Below are 15,049 nucleotides of genomic sequence, written 5' to 3'. Positions count from 1 at the left end.
GGTGATCTTCGCCAAGGGCCACGGCACCCAGAACGACTTCGTGCTGCTGCCCGACGTCGAGGCCGAGTTGGAGCTCACCCCTGCCCGGGTGGCCGCCGTGTGCGACCGGCGCCGGGGATTGGGCGCCGACGGGGTGCTGCGGGTCACCACCGCGGGCGCGGCGGTGCGGGCCGGTTCGCTCGAGCGGCTGCCCGACGGCGTCAGCTCCTACGACTGGTACATGGACTACCGCAACGCCGACGGGTCGACGGCGCAAATGTGCGGCAACGGCGTGCGGGTTTTCGCTCACTACCTGCGCGCAGCCGGATTGGAACCACGCGAAGAGTTTGTGGTGGGGTCGCTGGCCGGCCCGCGGCTGGTCACCGTGCACCACGTCGATGCGACCAGCGCCGATGTGACCGTCGACATGGGCAAGCCCAACCAGCTGGGCGCGGGTGAAGCCGTCATCGGCGGCCGGCGCTTCCAAGGCATGGCGATAGACGTGGGCAACCCGCATCTGGCGTGTGTGGATCCGCAGTTGACTCCCGACGAGCTGGCGGCCCTGGATGTCGCCGCCCCGGTCAGCTTCGACACCGCCCAGTTCCCGGCCGGGGTCAACATCGAAGTGCTCACCGCACCCGAAGCCGGGCTGATCCGGATGCGGGTGCACGAGCGCGGCGTCGGTGAGACCCGGTCCTGCGGAACGGGGACCGTCGCGGCCGCCGTCGCCGCACTGGCTTTCGCCGGCGCGGACACCGGAACGCTCACCGTGCGCGTCCCGGGCGGTGACGTCATGGTCACCGTCACCAACGCCACGAGTTACTTGCGGGGACCCTCGGTCCTGGTCGCCCACGGTGAAATCGCCGACACCTGGTGGGACGCGCCGGCCTGAATTTATTCGGATGCGCGACGGCGACCGCCGTGCCACCATCGATATTGGTTATGACACATCCCGATTCGCCCGCGGCAGATTCCCCGCTGGGGGGCGTCCCAGAATCCTCACCCAGTCTCGGTGAACTCGCTCTCGAAGACCGGTCTGCGCTGCGCCGGGTCGCCGGGTTGTCCACCGAGCTCGCCGACGTCTCCGAGGTCGAATACCGCCAGCTGCGGCTGGAGCGGGTGGTCCTGGTCGGCGTGTGGACCGATGGCAGCGCCGCTGACAACCAGGCCAGCCTGGCCGAGCTGGCTGCCCTGGCCGAAACCGCCGGCTCACAGGTACTCGAAGGGCTCATTCAGCGTCGTGACCGGCCCGACCCGTCGACCTATATCGGCTCGGGCAAGGCGGCCGAGCTGCGTGACGTGGTGGTGGCGACCGGAGCGGATACCGTCATCTGCGACGGTGAGCTGTCCCCGGCGCAGCTGACCGCGCTGGAGAAGGCGGTCAAGGTCAAGGTCATCGACCGCACGGCGTTGATCCTCGACATCTTCGCCCAGCACGCCACCAGCCGCGAGGGTAAGGCGCAGGTGTCGCTGGCCCAGATGGAGTACATGCTGCCGAGGCTGCGCGGCTGGGGTGAGTCGATGTCGCGGCAGGCCGGCGGTCGTGCCGGTGGCAGCGGCGGCGGGGTGGGCCTGCGCGGCCCCGGTGAGACCAAGATCGAGACCGATCGGCGCCGCATCCGCGAGCGGATGGCCAAGCTGCGGCGCGACATCAAGGCGATGAAGCAGGCCCGCGACACCCAACGCAGCCGCCGACTGCACAGCGACATCCCGTCGATCGCCATCGTCGGCTACACCAACGCCGGGAAATCCAGCCTGCTCAACGCGCTGACCGGCGCCGGCGTGCTGGTCGAGGACGCGCTGTTCGCCACTCTGGAGCCCACCACCCGCCGCGCGGAATTCGACGACGGTAGGCCGTTCGTGTTGACCGACACCGTCGGCTTCGTGCGCCATCTGCCCACCCAGCTGGTGGAGGCCTTCCGCTCCACGCTGGAGGAGGTGGTCGATGCCGATCTGCTGGTGCACGTCGTCGACGGCTCCGACGTCAACCCGCTGGCCCAGATCAGCGCCGTTCGTGCCGTGATCTCCGAAGTGATCGCCGATCATGACGGGCAGCGTCCGCCCGAGCTGTTGGTGGTGAACAAGATCGACACCGCCGGCGACCTGATGCTGGCCAGGCTGCGCCACGAGCTGCCCGGAGCGATGTTCGTCTCCGCCCGCACCGGCGACGGGATCGACGCCCTTCGGCGGCGGATGGCCGAGCTCGCCGAGCTGTTGAAGCCCACTGACACCACCGTCGACGTCGTGATCCCGTATCACCGCGGTGACCTGGTATCGCGCGTCCACGCCGACGGCCGGGTGCAGCAGGCCGAGCACAACCCCGAGGGCACCCGGATTCGCGCCAGGGTTCCGGTGGCGCTCGCCGCCAGCCTGCGCGAGTTCTCCGTATAGGGGCCGGGCCCCTGACACGCTCGGCACCGCCAGCCATCGACCAACCACCCGGTTGGTATATGTTGGGCAGCAGACATCGCGTCTTCTGACATCCGGAGGTCGTCACGCATGGGCACTGCCGTCAAGTACCAGCGCACCCTTTTCGAACCGGAACACGATTTGTTCCGCGAGTCCTACCGGGCGTTCCTCGACCGCCACGTCGCACCGCATCACGACGAGTGGGAGAAGGCCAAGATCGTCGACCGCGGGGTGTGGCTGGAGGCCGGCAAACAGGGCTTCCTGGGCATGGCGGTGCCCGAGGAGTATGGCGGCGGTGGAAACCCCGACTTCCGGTACAACACGATCGTCACCGAGGAAACCGTCGCCGGACGCTACAGCGGGATCGGATTCGGGCTACACAACGATGTGGTGGCGCCCTACCTGCTGAAACTCACCACCGAGGAGCAGAAGCAGCGCTGGCTGCCGGGGTTCTGCTCCGGGGAGCTGATCACCGCGATCGCGATGACCGAGCCGGGGACCGGCAGCGACCTGCAGGGCATCAAGACCCGGGCGGTCAAAGACGGCGATCACTACGTGCTGAACGGCTCAAAAACCTTCATCACCAACGGAATCAACTCCGATCTGGTGATCGTGGTGGCCCAGACCGACCCGGACAAGGGCGCGCAGGGGTTCAGCCTGCTCGTCGTCGAACGCGGCATGGAGGGCTTCGAGCGCGGCCGCCACCTGGACAAGATCGGCCTGGACGCCCAGGACACCGCGGAACTCTCCTTCACCGATGTGCGGGTGCCGGCGGAAAACCTGCTCGGCGAAGAGGGCAAGGGCTTCATCTACCTGATGCAGAACCTGCCGCAGGAGCGGATCAATATTGCCGTCATGGCCGCCACGGCCATGGAGACCGTGTTGGAGCAGACGCTGCAATACACCCGAGAGCGCAAGGCGTTCGGCAAGCCGATCGGCAATTTCCAGAACACCAGGTTCTTGCTGGCCGAACTGGCCACCGAGGCCACCGTGGTGCGCATCATGGTCGATCAATTCCTAGCGCTGCACCTGGAGGGCAAGCTGACGGTCGAGCAGGCCGCCATGGCCAAGTGGTACTCCACCGAGAAGCAGGTCCACCTGATCGACCGGTGCCTGCAGCTGCACGGCGGCTACGGCTACATGCGGGAATACCCGGTCGCCAGGGCTTACCTCGATGCCCGGGTGCAGACGATTTACGGCGGCACGACCGAGATCATGAAGGAAATCATCGGCCGCAGCCTCAGTGTCTAAGGCCGGCCGCGAAAAGGGTCCGCATCGCCGGGTGTGAGCGCGTCACGTAACGTCGGCATTTGTGTCTTCGCGTACCACGCCGACGGTTGCCAGGGCGGCGAGCGACCGGGCCGGCCCGGCAAACACTCGGGTCAGTCGTGTTTGCCCGCGGCGCGCCATCTCGCCACGCCGCCCGGAATTGGCATCAATTCGACTTCGGCGGGGTATCTGTTTTCGAACTATTGCGGATTTGCCTTCGCAATTGCCATTCGCTCTAGCAAAGTTGGGCGAGCCCGGCGACAAGGCCGACTGTCGATGGGGGATGACGGGCGTGGCCACTGATAAGGACATATCCGTCAACTGGGAGGCTCGGTGAACCGGCAGAGAGGATATATCGGCAAGCTGCTCGGTCGGGCACTGATCAGCTCGGCGGTCACGGTGGTGGCCGCCGTCATGTTGACCTCCGTTGCGGTGGCTTCTCCGATCGGCGACGCCGAGAACGCCATGATGGCGGCGTGGGACAAGGCGGGCGGCGACTCCTCACCCCTGGGTGCCCGGAAGGGTGACGTCTACCCCGTTGGTGACGGATTCGCCCTGGACTTCGCCGGCGGGAAGATGTACTTCACCCCGGACACCGGCGCCAAGTTCATCTACGGCCCGGTCCTGGACAAATACGATTCGCTGGGCGGTCCGGCCGGCAGCGACCTGGGCTTTCCGACCATCAATGAAGTTCCGGGGCTGGCCGGACCCGACAGCCGGGTGGCCACCTTCTCGGCCAGCGACAAACCGGTCATCTACTGGACGGCCGCGCACGGTGCGCATGTGGTGCGCGGCGCGCTCAATGCTGCCTGGGACAAGCTGGGCAGCTCGGGCGGCGTGCTGGGCGTGCCCGTCGCTGACGAAAGTTACGACGGCGACGTGGTGTCACAGAAGTTCAGCGGGGGCGCCGTCTCCTGGAACCGGAGAACCAAGCAGTTCACCGCCGAGCCGGCGGTATTGGCCGACCAGCTCAAGGATTTGCGGGTCGAGGTCGATCCCGCTGCCGCGATCAGCATGGCCTGGCGGGCGGCGGGCGGCGCTGCCGGTCCGCTGGGCGCGAAGAAGGGCGGTCAGTCTCCCATCGGCGGCGACGGAATCGTGCAGGACTTCGCCGGCGGCAAGGTGTATTACAGCCCCGCCACCGGCGCAAACGCCGTCGAGAGCGACATCTTGGCGAAATACGAGTCGCTGGGCGGACCGGTGGGCAGCGAGCTGGGTTTTCCGGTCGCCAACGAGTCCGACGGCGGCATCCCGTCCAGCCGGATCGCCGTGTTCTCCGGTCCCGAGAAACCGGTGATCTTCTGGACACCTGACCATGGGGCCTTCGTGGTGCGCGGTGCCATCAAGACCGCCTGGGACAAACTCAAGGGTCCTCTGGGCAAGCTGGGCGCGCCCGTCGGCGACCAGGCCGTAGACGGCGATGTCACCTCGCAGAAGTTCACCGGCGGGATGATCTCGTGGAACCGCGCAACGAACACGTTCACCACCAACCCGTCGAATTTGGCGCCCTTGCTGTCCGGTTTGCAGGTGCCGGGCCAGAACGAGCCGAGCGGTTCGACGCAGCCCGCGCCGGCAAAGAAGTTCGCGTGGCACTGGTGGTATCTGCTGGGGATCATTCCGGTGCTGATGCTGCTGTTGGCGCTGGGATTGGTGCTTGCGGGCTGGCGCAAGCGTCGCCGAGTCCAAACCGCGTTCGATTACGACGCCACCAGTCCCGAGCCTGACCATGGGCCAGATTCCGGCTACGACGTCACCGCCGCCGAGCCGTGGGCTCACGAAGACGCAGAATTCGCCGCCCAACAGCGACCCCTTTCCGATGTGCACTCGCGTGAGCAACCGGTGCCCGACGACGGATCCGCGGCGAGGATCAGCTGGCCGCGTTCTGCGATGACCGCGGTTGCGGCCGAAGAGGAGTCGCCGGCCGCCGAATATGCTCACGATTCGGGATCTCGGCAGAAAGACATCGCCGACCTGGGGTTCCACGAGCCGGACGAGGACACGGACGACGTCGACACCGATTCCATACCTGTGCTGACGGACGACGGTTTGGCGGAGTCCGCCTTTGCTGAGGGCGGCGGCGCCGCCGACCAGGGGCTCGCGGCTGACGTGCCTGCCGCCGATGCTGCCGGCGGCGAGGACGTCTTTGCCGAGGCGCCGCCCGACGCCGGCGATTCAGACGACCTTTTCGTCGAGGCGCCGCCCGAGGACCTGTTCACCGAGGCGCCGCCGGACGCCGCGGAGGACCTTGGTGCCGAGGATGCGCGATCACAGGCGGCTTTCGCAGCAGGCCCCGAAGCCCCCGCGGCACCCGAGGCCGCCGAAGCCCCGGGGATCGCTGCGGCCGCGGAGTCAGCCGTCCCATTCCGGGCCGGTCGGCACGCGGCTGCCGACGAGGCTGCCGAAGAGGCGGCACCGCAGCAAACCCGGCCCACCCGCCCCACTATCCATTTGCCGCTGGACGACCCGTATCAGGCTCCGGAGGGATATCCCATCAAGGCCAGCGCGCGCTTCGGCCTGTACTACACGCCCGCCAGCGAGCTCTACGAGGACACGCTCCCTGAATTCTGGCTGGCCAGTGAGGAAGTCGCCGAAGCCAACGGTTTCACCCGGGCCGACTAAGCGGTCGGCTATATCTTGCGGATGACGGTGACCACCTTGCCCAGCACGGTTGCTTCGTTGCCCGGAATGGGATCGAACGCCGGGTTGTGCGGCATCAGCCATACCTGACCGCCGGCGCGCTTGAACGTCTTGACCGTGGCCTCGCCGTCGATCATGGCTGCGACGATGTCGCCGTTGTCGGCAACGTGCTGCTGGCGGACCACCACCCAGTCCCCGTCGCAGATCGCGGCCTCGACCATCGAGTCGCCCACCACCTTGAGCAGGAAGAGTGTGCCTTCGCCGACCAGCTCACGTGGCAACGGAAAAATATCCTCGACCGCTTCCTCGGCGAGAATGGGCCCGCCGGCAGCGATCCGCCCGAGGACGGGAACGAACGTGGGCTCCGGCAGGGCGTCGGAGCCGGTGACGTCGGTGACAGGAGTCGCCGGGGCATCGTCGGCCCCGCGGACGTCGACCGCGCGGGGCCGGTTCGGATCGCGGCGCAGATAGCCCTTGCGCTCCAAGGTCCGCAACTGATGCGCCACCGAAGACGTTGACGTCAAGCCGACGGCGTCGCCGATTTCCCGGATACTCGGCGGATATCCGCGGGTGGTGACCGAAGCCCGGATGACGTCCAGGATCGTGCGCTGTCGTTCGGTGAGGCCGGAACCCACCGCATGCAAGCGGCCATCGGCGCCGGCTGAAGTGTCGTTGCTGTCGCTCATGCCTTGAATGTAGCCGCAGGGACCGACAGAATCAAACATGTGTTCGACCGGTGTGTCGCCGAGGCCCGAGAGCTGCCGAATAACAAGTGTGTAACTCTTCGGCGAATTGGGTATTCCGGCGGCATGGCAGTGACAGCGACCGACGAACTTGTCGGTGGGGCGGTCTAGCGTTTTGCTCGTGCGACACGCTTCGCTCAAACGTTCGGTATTCGAACACGCGAGCGACTACAGTCGAACACACGAGCGAGGATCAGTTGACCGGAGGAACGCACATGACAACCATCCACACCATCTCGCCGCGTGCCGGCAGTCCCGCCGAGCTGCGGCGCCCGGTTCAGGGCCCTCGTTACCGGCGGCCCGCCTGGTCCGGCCCTTCGGGTCCGACGAGGCCCGCGGGTGCGCCGACGCACTACCGCGGTACCGGCGTGACGATGTCGGTCGCGCCACATGGCAGGCGCCCGGTCAAGCTGACGACGACGGTCGGGCTGGCACTGTTGGCCGGCATCATCACCCTCTGGCTCGGTGTGATCGCGCATTTCGGCCAGTTGGCCAATGGCGAGTCGACCGCTCCGGCCGCCCACCTGCCCGACCGGCTTGCCGTGGTTCGGGTGGAGCCCGGCGAGTCCCTTCAGGACGTGGCTGCGCGAGTGGCGCCCGGTGCGCCGGCCCACCAGGTCGCCGAACGCATCCGCGAACTCAACGACCTGAAATCGCCGAAGCTGGTCGCAGGCCAAACCCTGATCGCGCCCGTCGGCTGACGAAGACGCGGTGTACTGCGAAAACAGCTTCCTGCCATGGACTTGGCTCCGCCGGCGAGCGCACAGGTACTCTCGGAGTCGTCTGCGATACCGGGATGTCGGCACGGCGAAGGAGCGGCGATGCACTGTCCGTTCTGCCGGCATCCGGATTCCCGGGTGATCGACTCCCGAGAAACCGATGAGGGCCAGGCCATCCGGCGTCGCCGGTCGTGCCCTGAATGCGGGCGACGGTTCACCACGGTCGAAACGGCGGTGCTGGCCGTGGTCAAGCGCAGCGGCGTCACCGAGCCGTTCAGCAGGGAAAAGGTCATCAGCGGCGTGCGCCGGGCATGTCAGGGCCGTCAGGTAGACGACGACGCACTGAACCTGCTGGCCCAGCAGGTGGAAGACACTGTGCGCGCGGCGGGATCACCAGAGGTCCCGAGTCACGACGTCGGCCTGGCGATCCTGGGGCCGCTGCGCGAACTCGACGAGGTCGCCTACCTGCGATTCGCCTCGGTGTACCGATCGTTTTCCTCCGCAGACGATTTCGAGCGCGAGATCGAGCTGCTTCGGGCGCACCGCAAGGTGTCGACTCCGAATTGAGGCGGCGCTCTGCAGCAGCGGTCGTCGGGCTACGCTGCCGTTATGTCTGTCGACCTACACGCCGACCTTGAAGCGCTGGCACCACTGCTTGGCACCTGGGCGGGTCGCGGCACCGGTAAGTACCCGACCATCGAGCCCTTCGAATATTTCGAGGAAGTCGTGTTCACCCATGTGGGCAAGCCGTTCCTGGCCTACTCGCAAAAGACCAAGGCGGTGGCCGACGGGAAGCCGTTGCATGCCGAGACGGGTTTTCTGCGTGCCCCGCAACCCGGCCACGTCGAGCTGGTGCTGGCTCATCCGAGCGGCATCACCGAAATCGAGGTGGGCAACTACTCGGTGAGCGGCGACCTGATCGAAATCGAGCTCGCCACCTCCTCGATCGGACTGACTCCAACGGCCAAAACCGTTAGCGCCCTGGGCCGTTCGTTCCGGATCGACGGCGACGAGCTTTCCTATACGGTGCGCATGGGCGCGGTCGGCCAACCCCTGCAGGACCATCTGGCCGCGGTGTTGCACCGCAAGCAGTGAGACCGCTTCCAGCTCAATTCGGTTGTGTCACAACACCGTTGACCGCTTGCAGCCACCGTCGGGAAGCGCTGATCAGGTAGCGCTGCGTTCGTCGGAACCGATGGCCTCCAGCACCGCGACGCGGGTGTCGGCCGGCCCGTGGACCGTTCCGGCGCCGCCGCCCCGGCTGAGCAGTGCGCGCAGCGCGGACGGGTCGTATTCGGCGGGTTGGGTGCTGTCGATGAAGCGCTGGACTACATCAATGAAGCGAGCCGGGTCGTCGTGAAATGGGAAATGACCTGAGCCCTCGAAGATCTCGAGCCGCGAACCCGGCATCGCGGCATGGGCCATCCTCGCGTGCCGAACCGGGAGCACCGCGTCCCTGGTGCCCCAGATGATCTGCACCGGGATGGCCTCGGTCAAATAACATCGGTCCAGCATGGTGACGATCTGCCCGCGCCAATCCACCACGGCCCGCAGGGTGCGGCTGAACGCGGCCGACGCCGTCGGCTCGGGGAGGTCGTTCAGCACCCGCAACATGTTCGGCAGGTCGTGGCCCAGCGCGGTGGTCCCCAATGCCTTGCCGACGATCTTGCCGGCGACCTGCACGGCCGGTAACACCAGCGGCAACCGCAGCAACGCGATGGCCTCGCTGCCCATCGGCAGCGAAGCCAACCGCAACACGAAGTTGACGTCCTTGGTGACGCCGCCGGCACCGACCAGGATGAGCCGCTCGACCAGCTGGGGGAATTGGTAGGCGAATTGCATCGCCACGCCGCCGCCGAGCGAATGGCCGATGATGGTCACCCGCTCGATGTTGAGCACGCTGAGCAGGTCGCGCATGCCGTTGGCGTACGCCGCGACCGAGTAGTCGGCGCGCGGCTTGTCCGATTTCCCATGCCCCAGAAGATCCGGAGCGATGACGGTGAAGCGCTGGGCCAGCTGGGCGTGTACGCCCTCCCACGTGGTGGAGTTGTCGCCGATGCCGTGGATCAGCAGTATCGCCGGGCCCTCGCCGGCGATCCGGAACGCCCGCTTATAACCGTGGATGGTGCGAAACTGCAGCGAAGGCGCAGTCACTTCCCGCACCGGGCGAAGGTTGCGCTTCCGCTCGGTCATCTCGCCAAACCTCTTTCACCAACGTCATTGTCGGCATAGCTCAGGGCGTTCAGGTCGGCTCGTCGTCGTCAAACTTCTTCTTTTTCTCTGCCTGCTGAGCCAGGAATCGCTCGAACTCCGCACCAAGCTCGTCGCCGCTAGGCAGCTCCTCATCGCGCCGCAGCAGCGACCTGTTCTCCTGGGCGTCGATGAAGGCATCGTACTGGCGCTCCAGCGCCGCCACCACTTGGGCGACCTCCGCGCTCGCCTGCACCTGCTCGTCGATCTTGGCCCGGATGTCTGCGGCCGCTTCGGACAGCGCTGTCAACGGCAGCTCCAGTGACGCGGTTTTGGCGACTTGCTCGAGCAGCGCCTGGGCCGCCGCCGGGTAATCGGTCTGCGTCAGGTAATGCGGGACGTGCACGGTGAACCCGACGACCTCGTGACCGTGCTGGGCCATCCGGTACTCCAGCAAGTTGGACGCGCTGCCGGGGACCTGGATTTCGGCGATCCAGGGCTGGAAGTCGGCGATGAGGTCTTTGTTGTTCGAGTGCGCGGTCATGGTGACCGGCCGGGTGTGGGGGACCGCCATGGGGACGGTGCCCAGCCCGATGGTCTGCCGCACACCGAGGCGTTCGGCCAGCAGCCGCACCGCGGTGATGAATTGCTCCCACCTCAGGTCCGGCTCCAGGCCGGCCAGCAGCAGGAACGGCGTGCCGGCGGTGTCGCGCAAGGCGTACAGGCTCAGCTCGGGCTCCTCGTAGTGGGTGAAGTGATCGGTCTTGAACGTCATCAATGGGCGCCTTGACCGGTAATCCAGCAGTTCGTCGATTGCGAACGAGGCGACCAGCTCGGTGTCCAAGGCCGCCTTGAGGTGCGCTGCGGCCAGCCTGATCGCGTGACCTGCGTCGGAGAAGCCTTCCAGGGCGTGCACCAACACCGGGCCGCGGCCGTCGGATGCCGACAACTGCGGCGACGGGAACTCCAGCTCGTAGATACCGGGCTGGCCCGGCTGGTCGTAGTCGTCGTCCGGGTGGTGATGGCGCGCCATCGGTGTTGCCTCCTCTCCCAGCTGGTCTCCAGGGTGCCGTAACCAGTGTCCCTCAGATCAAACGGGCACCGAGATCGGACAACGATGGCCAAGACCCCCGTCGGCATGCCGAAGTATCGACCGGGCAGATCAGTGTCTGCAGCGATCGATTGCTTTAGCCATCGCCATCCGCCGGACCGAAGCATCGATGTTGGCAATGTTCAGCTCACCGCTGGTCAGCGCTGCTTCCAACCGGTCGAGCACCGCTGACACCTCGGCGGTGCTGATCCAGAGCGCGGTGTCCGCACCGGCCTGCAGCGACTTCAACACCGCGTTGGGCACGTCGTAGCGGTCGGTGATCGCCTTCATGCTCGACAGGTCGTCGGTGAATACCGGGCCATCGAACGGCTGCCCGCTGTAATCGGTCCCCGAGCGTAATAATGCGACCGCTGCTCGGCTCAGGCTGGCGGGGTCACTGCCCGTCAATCCCGGCACCTGCATATGTCCGATCATCACGCCCACCGGCGCCTGGCCGGTCAGCGTTCGGTAGGGCACGAGGTCGAAGGTCTTCAGCGCGTCCAACGGCGGGTCGGTCACCCCACCGGTATGCGAATCGCCGGACGCGCGGCCGTGCCCGGGGAAGTGCTTCAGCACCGGCAATACCTTGGCGTCCCGCAGCCCGCGGGCATATTCGCCGGCGTACGTCGTGACCACGGCGGGATCGTTGGAAAACGACCGGTCGCCGATCACCGTGTCGTCGGGTGCGTTCGTCACGTCGACGACCGGCGCGAAATCGATCGTGATACCCAGCTGCCGCATCTTTTGGCCACGCTGCAGCGCCAGTTGGTACACCTGCTCGGGCGGCGTGTGCGCCCGCACCAGCGCACGGGCCGACGGCGCCTGCCCCAGCAGCGATGGCGACGACAATCGCTCTACCCGGCCGCCCTCCTCGTCGACACTGACGGCGAGGGACAGCGGCCCGGCCGACGCGGCGATGGCGGTCAGCGACCCGTCGGTCAGCATCGACAGGTCGGTCCAGCTGGTGATGAAGATGCCCCCGACATGCTGATTGCCGACCACCGCACGCGCGTCGGCCGCTCCGCTCACCCCGACCATCAGCAGCTGCGCGAGTTTGTCGCGCACCGGCATCGTGGCCAGCGACGACCCTGGGTCGCCGCAGGCCGGCGGCGCGGCCGCAGCGGCCGAAGTCGGCGCATGGGTGGTCGATGCCGTCGGTTGGGCATTTCGCGGCGATGCGGCGGAGTGGCGTGCGCTGATCATGTGAATCGCGGCAAATACGACGCCGACGATTACCACCACGGCCAGCAGCGCGAACGCGATTGTTGCTGGGAGCGAGGGCGATTGGCGGCGTTGGGGCCGGGCCGGCGGACGGTGTCGCTGCCTCTGGTGTTGAGGCGGCTCGTGGAATTCCCGGCGGGGACTGCTACTGGTCATCCGTGAGTACCGTCGCGTGGGCCTCGGGTCTTGCTGACAATTTGGGCGCTGCAATGCCACTTGTCCCGACCGTGGTTGCTGCACCAGCTATGCACACTGTCGGGGTCGGAAAATCGCTGCGGCACAACGGTGACCCAGTAGTCCGCGTGGTCCCACACTGTCCAGTCACCCGACCAAAGAAGCCTGGCGCCAAACTGCTGGCGGAGCTGCTGATGTTCCGCCACGATCTGTTGGGGGTAATACGTAATGCCGTCGTCGGGGGTCCACGGCGGCACGCCATGTTTGGAACCGAGTTGCGGGAGCCACTGTTCAGTGAATCCGGCGCTGATGAAGGCAGTGTCCTCGGCGCGCCATCGCTGTAGCTGCGTCTCGGGATCCGCCGGGACAGCCGACGTAGAGATCGAAGTAGCCGACGAAGTGGTATACGGCCAAGCTCCGGTGGTCGATGAGGCTTCCGTCGTGCTTGTCGGTGTGCTGTCGTTGCTACCGGCGATCGCCACCGCGGCGATCACGAGCACGGCGACAGCCAGGGCGGCCACACCGGCGATGGCCCATGCCGGGCCCTTTGAGGACGTGGGCGCGGGCGCTGGCGCCCCCCACGGTCGCGGTGACGGCGGCGGTGCGGAGGGGCGGACCGGGGGCGCGGAATTGGGCGTGTCTCGTGAGCGCACGACCGGTATCGGCGGCGGTGGTGGTGGCGGGGCGACCGGTGTTGCCTTCTTCTGCTCGTGTTGAGCCTTCTCGATGGCGTGGCCCAGCACGTAGGTCCAGGCTTCGGGCAGCGGGCGCTGTTGTGCGGGCTTGGTCAGTGTGTCGGTGACGATCTGGCGCAACTGGCCTGGGGTGGCGGAGGGAAGGTGTCGGGGGTTGGTGGTGTCATGGTCGCCGGTTACCAGTCGAAGGGCTAGCAGACCCAGTTTGTAGGTGTCGGAGTAGATGGTGGCCAGTTCCTCGCCCGGGGGTACGTTCCAGCCGGGTGTCTCCACCTGCGGCAGCGTCGAGACACCGTTGATGCGCATCGCGTCGCAGTCGATGAAGTAGACGGCCTCATGCGGGCTCAGGGAGAAGAGCAGGTTTTTCGGTGAGATGTCGCCGACGCACACTCGGTGCTTGTGCAAGAACGCCAGCCCGGACGCGACCTCGCGCAGCAGCGTATAGCGTTGCGCGTCGTCGAGGGTGATGCCGCGGGCCGCCAGGACCGAGGGATGGTTCAGTAAGTGCTGAAACTCGGCGGTGCTAGACGAGACGCCTTTGACCGTGGTCAGCTGGATGAGGAACTCGTCGGGAATCGCCGGCATCACGAAACCCGTTGGGCTGCCTTGGTCTTCGACGATCGCGCACGGCCACGCCGCCATCGAGATCAATCGTTCGGCCTCGGCATAGGACAGCGATTCCTCTACCAAAGCCGGCATCGCGGCCAGCGCGGTGAAATCGATCTGGGCGCGAGCCGCGGCCTTGTATTCCTTGTAGACCATCGAGGCAGCGAACTTGGTCTTCACGTTGGGCGCCCGATACACCACCCCCTGCCCGCCCTGGCCGATCTTGCTCAGGGCACCGAGCTTGTCTCGCGGAATGACCTCCCGTGTCTTGGCGGGCGTCTTTCGCCGCGGGGGCGGGGTCGCGTTCGATTTGGCGGGCTGCTGGCGCAGCGTGTCGGGCCCGGGCGGTGTTTGAGTCGGCTTGACGGGCGGGGCGGCGGGTACCTCGGTCAGGGCCTGGCGGGCGGCGCGGGCCAGTTCTTTTGCGCTCTGATAGCGCTCGTCGGGATTTTTGGCCATACCAGTGGCGATCACCGCATCGAACGCGGCGCCGATGGCCGGGTTGGCGGCGCTGGGTTTCGGCGGGTCCTGCGCCACGTGCCCGGCGATCTGCTGTTCCATGCTGTCCCCGGGATAGGGCTGCGCCCCGGTCAGACACTCGTACAAAACACAAGCCAGCGAGTAGACATCAGCGCGGGGATCGATGGTGCCGGCGGTGAAGCGCTCGGGGGCCATATAGGCAACCGTGCCGACCATGGTGCCGGTCTGGGTGAGTTTGGTGGCCGTCGCGTCATGGGCGATGCCGAAATCGATCAGATACGCAAACTCATCCGCGGTCACCAGCGCGTTTGACGGTTTGATGTCACGGTGTACCAGCCCCGCGGAATGGGCGGCCTGCAGCGCCGCAGCCAATTGTTCGATCACGTGGACGGCGCGTTGCGGGGCCATCGCGCCGTCGCGGGCCAGTAGGCCATGCAGGTCGGTGCCGGTGATGACCGGCATCACCAGATACAGCTGGCCCTCGATTTCGCCGGTGTCGTAAATCGGGACAATGTGCGGCTCGGTCAGCCGAGCTGCGATATGGGCCTCGCGGCGAAACCGTTCCCGATAGCCCGGTTCGGCGCTTAGCTCGCTGGGCAAGACCTTGACGGCGACATCACGGCCGATCACGCTGTCATGGGCCTTGTACACCTTGCCCATGCCGCCCTCGCCGATCAGCGCGATCAGCCGGTACCGGCCAAATACCACCTCGTCCACCGGCGGCCTCCCTGCCCGCAGCTAGGCCGGTAATGCTACCCACCCGCACAGCCAACTCACGTCGAATTCACCAACTCGATCAGCGGGGGGCCAGTCGGTCCCACCGCCGCAGCGTCGTGG

12 protein-coding genes are annotated in these 15,049 nt (G+C 66.7%); 7 read left to right on the top strand and 5 right to left on the bottom strand.

Annotation, left to right across the window (positions count from 1 at the left end; genetic code table 11):
- Window position 1 precedes the first annotated feature (1 nt).
- The 4 genes from dapF to AC5Y2L_RS12040 all read left to right on the top strand — a co-directional run bounded on the left by dapF (window position 2) and on the right by AC5Y2L_RS12040 (window position 6,276).
- Window positions 2-871 carry a diaminopimelate epimerase gene (gene dapF / locus AC5Y2L_RS12055; protein WP_499934680.1) on the top strand — a complete coding sequence of 290 codons (870 nt, stop codon included), beginning with the start codon at window positions 2-4 and terminating at the stop codon, window positions 869-871.
- Between the two features lie 50 nt (window positions 872-921).
- Complete coding sequence (hflX, locus tag AC5Y2L_RS12050; RefSeq protein ID WP_499934679.1) at window positions 922-2,370, top strand: GTPase HflX; 1,449 nt, start codon at window positions 922-924, stop codon at window positions 2,368-2,370.
- Window positions 2,371-2,478: 108 nt separating this feature from the next.
- On the top strand, window positions 2,479-3,639 hold the full coding sequence (locus AC5Y2L_RS12045; protein WP_499934678.1) for an acyl-CoA dehydrogenase family protein: 1,161 nt from the start codon (window positions 2,479-2,481) through the stop codon (window positions 3,637-3,639).
- A 372-nt stretch (window positions 3,640-4,011) separates the two neighbouring features.
- A complete protein-coding gene (locus AC5Y2L_RS12040) occupies window positions 4,012-6,276 on the top strand; it encodes an LGFP repeat-containing protein (RefSeq protein ID WP_499935022.1) in 2,265 nt (754 codons plus the stop codon).
- An 8-nt stretch (window positions 6,277-6,284) separates the two neighbouring features.
- On the opposite strand, the gene lexA is transcribed toward AC5Y2L_RS12040, so the two are convergent.
- Complete coding sequence (lexA, locus tag AC5Y2L_RS12035; protein ID WP_499934676.1) at window positions 6,285-6,980, bottom strand: transcriptional repressor LexA; 696 nt, start codon at window positions 6,978-6,980, stop codon at window positions 6,285-6,287.
- Between the two features lie 272 nt (window positions 6,981-7,252).
- On the opposite strand from lexA, the gene AC5Y2L_RS12030 reads away from it, so the two are divergent.
- The 3 genes from AC5Y2L_RS12030 (at window position 7,253) to AC5Y2L_RS12020 (ending at window position 8,851) form a co-directional block, all read left to right on the top strand.
- The gene (locus AC5Y2L_RS12030; RefSeq protein ID WP_499934675.1) at window positions 7,253-7,738 is read left to right on the top strand and encodes a LysM peptidoglycan-binding domain-containing protein; all 486 of its coding nucleotides are present in this window, start codon (window positions 7,253-7,255) and stop codon (window positions 7,736-7,738) included.
- A gap of 120 nt (window positions 7,739-7,858) precedes the next feature.
- Complete coding sequence (nrdR, locus tag AC5Y2L_RS12025) at window positions 7,859-8,323, top strand: transcriptional regulator NrdR (protein ID WP_499934674.1); 465 nt, start codon at window positions 7,859-7,861, stop codon at window positions 8,321-8,323.
- A gap of 42 nt (window positions 8,324-8,365) precedes the next feature.
- The gene (locus AC5Y2L_RS12020; RefSeq protein ID WP_499934672.1) at window positions 8,366-8,851 is read left to right on the top strand and encodes a peroxynitrite isomerase; all 486 of its coding nucleotides are present in this window, start codon (window positions 8,366-8,368) and stop codon (window positions 8,849-8,851) included.
- Window positions 8,852-8,923: 72 nt separating this feature from the next.
- On the opposite strand, the gene AC5Y2L_RS12015 is transcribed toward AC5Y2L_RS12020, so the two are convergent.
- The 4 genes from AC5Y2L_RS12015 to AC5Y2L_RS12000 all read right to left on the bottom strand — a co-directional run bounded on the left by AC5Y2L_RS12015 (window position 8,924) and on the right by AC5Y2L_RS12000 (window position 14,929).
- Window positions 8,924-9,949, bottom strand: coding sequence for an alpha/beta fold hydrolase (locus tag AC5Y2L_RS12015; RefSeq protein ID WP_499934671.1), 1,026 nt, complete (start codon window positions 9,947-9,949; stop codon window positions 8,924-8,926).
- Between the two features lie 49 nt (window positions 9,950-9,998).
- Window positions 9,999-10,979 (bottom strand): proteasome assembly chaperone family protein, encoded by a 981-nt coding sequence (locus AC5Y2L_RS12010; RefSeq protein ID WP_499934670.1) that lies wholly within the window; start codon window positions 10,977-10,979, stop codon window positions 9,999-10,001.
- A gap of 129 nt (window positions 10,980-11,108) precedes the next feature.
- Window positions 11,109-12,299 carry a glycoside hydrolase family 3 N-terminal domain-containing protein gene (locus tag AC5Y2L_RS12005; RefSeq protein ID WP_499935020.1) on the bottom strand — a complete coding sequence of 397 codons (1,191 nt, stop codon included), beginning with the start codon at window positions 12,297-12,299 and terminating at the stop codon, window positions 11,109-11,111.
- Between the two features lie 110 nt (window positions 12,300-12,409).
- Window positions 12,410-14,929 (bottom strand): protein kinase domain-containing protein, encoded by a 2,520-nt coding sequence (locus AC5Y2L_RS12000; RefSeq protein ID WP_499934668.1) that lies wholly within the window; start codon window positions 14,927-14,929, stop codon window positions 12,410-12,412.
- Between the last annotated feature and the right edge of the window lie 120 nt (window positions 14,930-15,049).

The organism is Mycobacterium sp. NGS66 (genome assembly GCF_059812225.1).
Note: the sequence above shows the minus strand (reverse complement) of the source record. Positions and strands in the feature narration are given on the sequence as shown.

Excerpts from the sequence above, each read along its gene's own strand:
- hflX (WP_499934679.1), top strand. The coding sequence starts at position 922 with ATGACACATCCCGATTCGCCCGCGGCAGATTCCCCGCTGGGGGGCGTC.
- AC5Y2L_RS12045 (WP_499934678.1), top strand. The coding sequence starts at position 2,479 with ATGGGCACTGCCGTCAAGTACCAGCGCACCCTTTTCGAACCGGAACAC.
- lexA (WP_499934676.1), bottom strand. The coding sequence starts at position 6,980 with ATGAGCGACAGCAACGACACTTCAGCCGGCGCCGATGGCCGCTTGCAT.
- AC5Y2L_RS12030 (WP_499934675.1), top strand. The coding sequence starts at position 7,253 with ATGACAACCATCCACACCATCTCGCCGCGTGCCGGCAGTCCCGCCGAG.
- nrdR (WP_499934674.1), top strand. The coding sequence starts at position 7,859 with ATGCACTGTCCGTTCTGCCGGCATCCGGATTCCCGGGTGATCGACTCC.
- AC5Y2L_RS12020 (WP_499934672.1), top strand. The coding sequence starts at position 8,366 with ATGTCTGTCGACCTACACGCCGACCTTGAAGCGCTGGCACCACTGCTT.
- AC5Y2L_RS12015 (WP_499934671.1), bottom strand. The coding sequence starts at position 9,949 with ATGACCGAGCGGAAGCGCAACCTTCGCCCGGTGCGGGAAGTGACTGCG.
- AC5Y2L_RS12010 (WP_499934670.1), bottom strand. The coding sequence starts at position 10,979 with ATGGCGCGCCATCACCACCCGGACGACGACTACGACCAGCCGGGCCAG.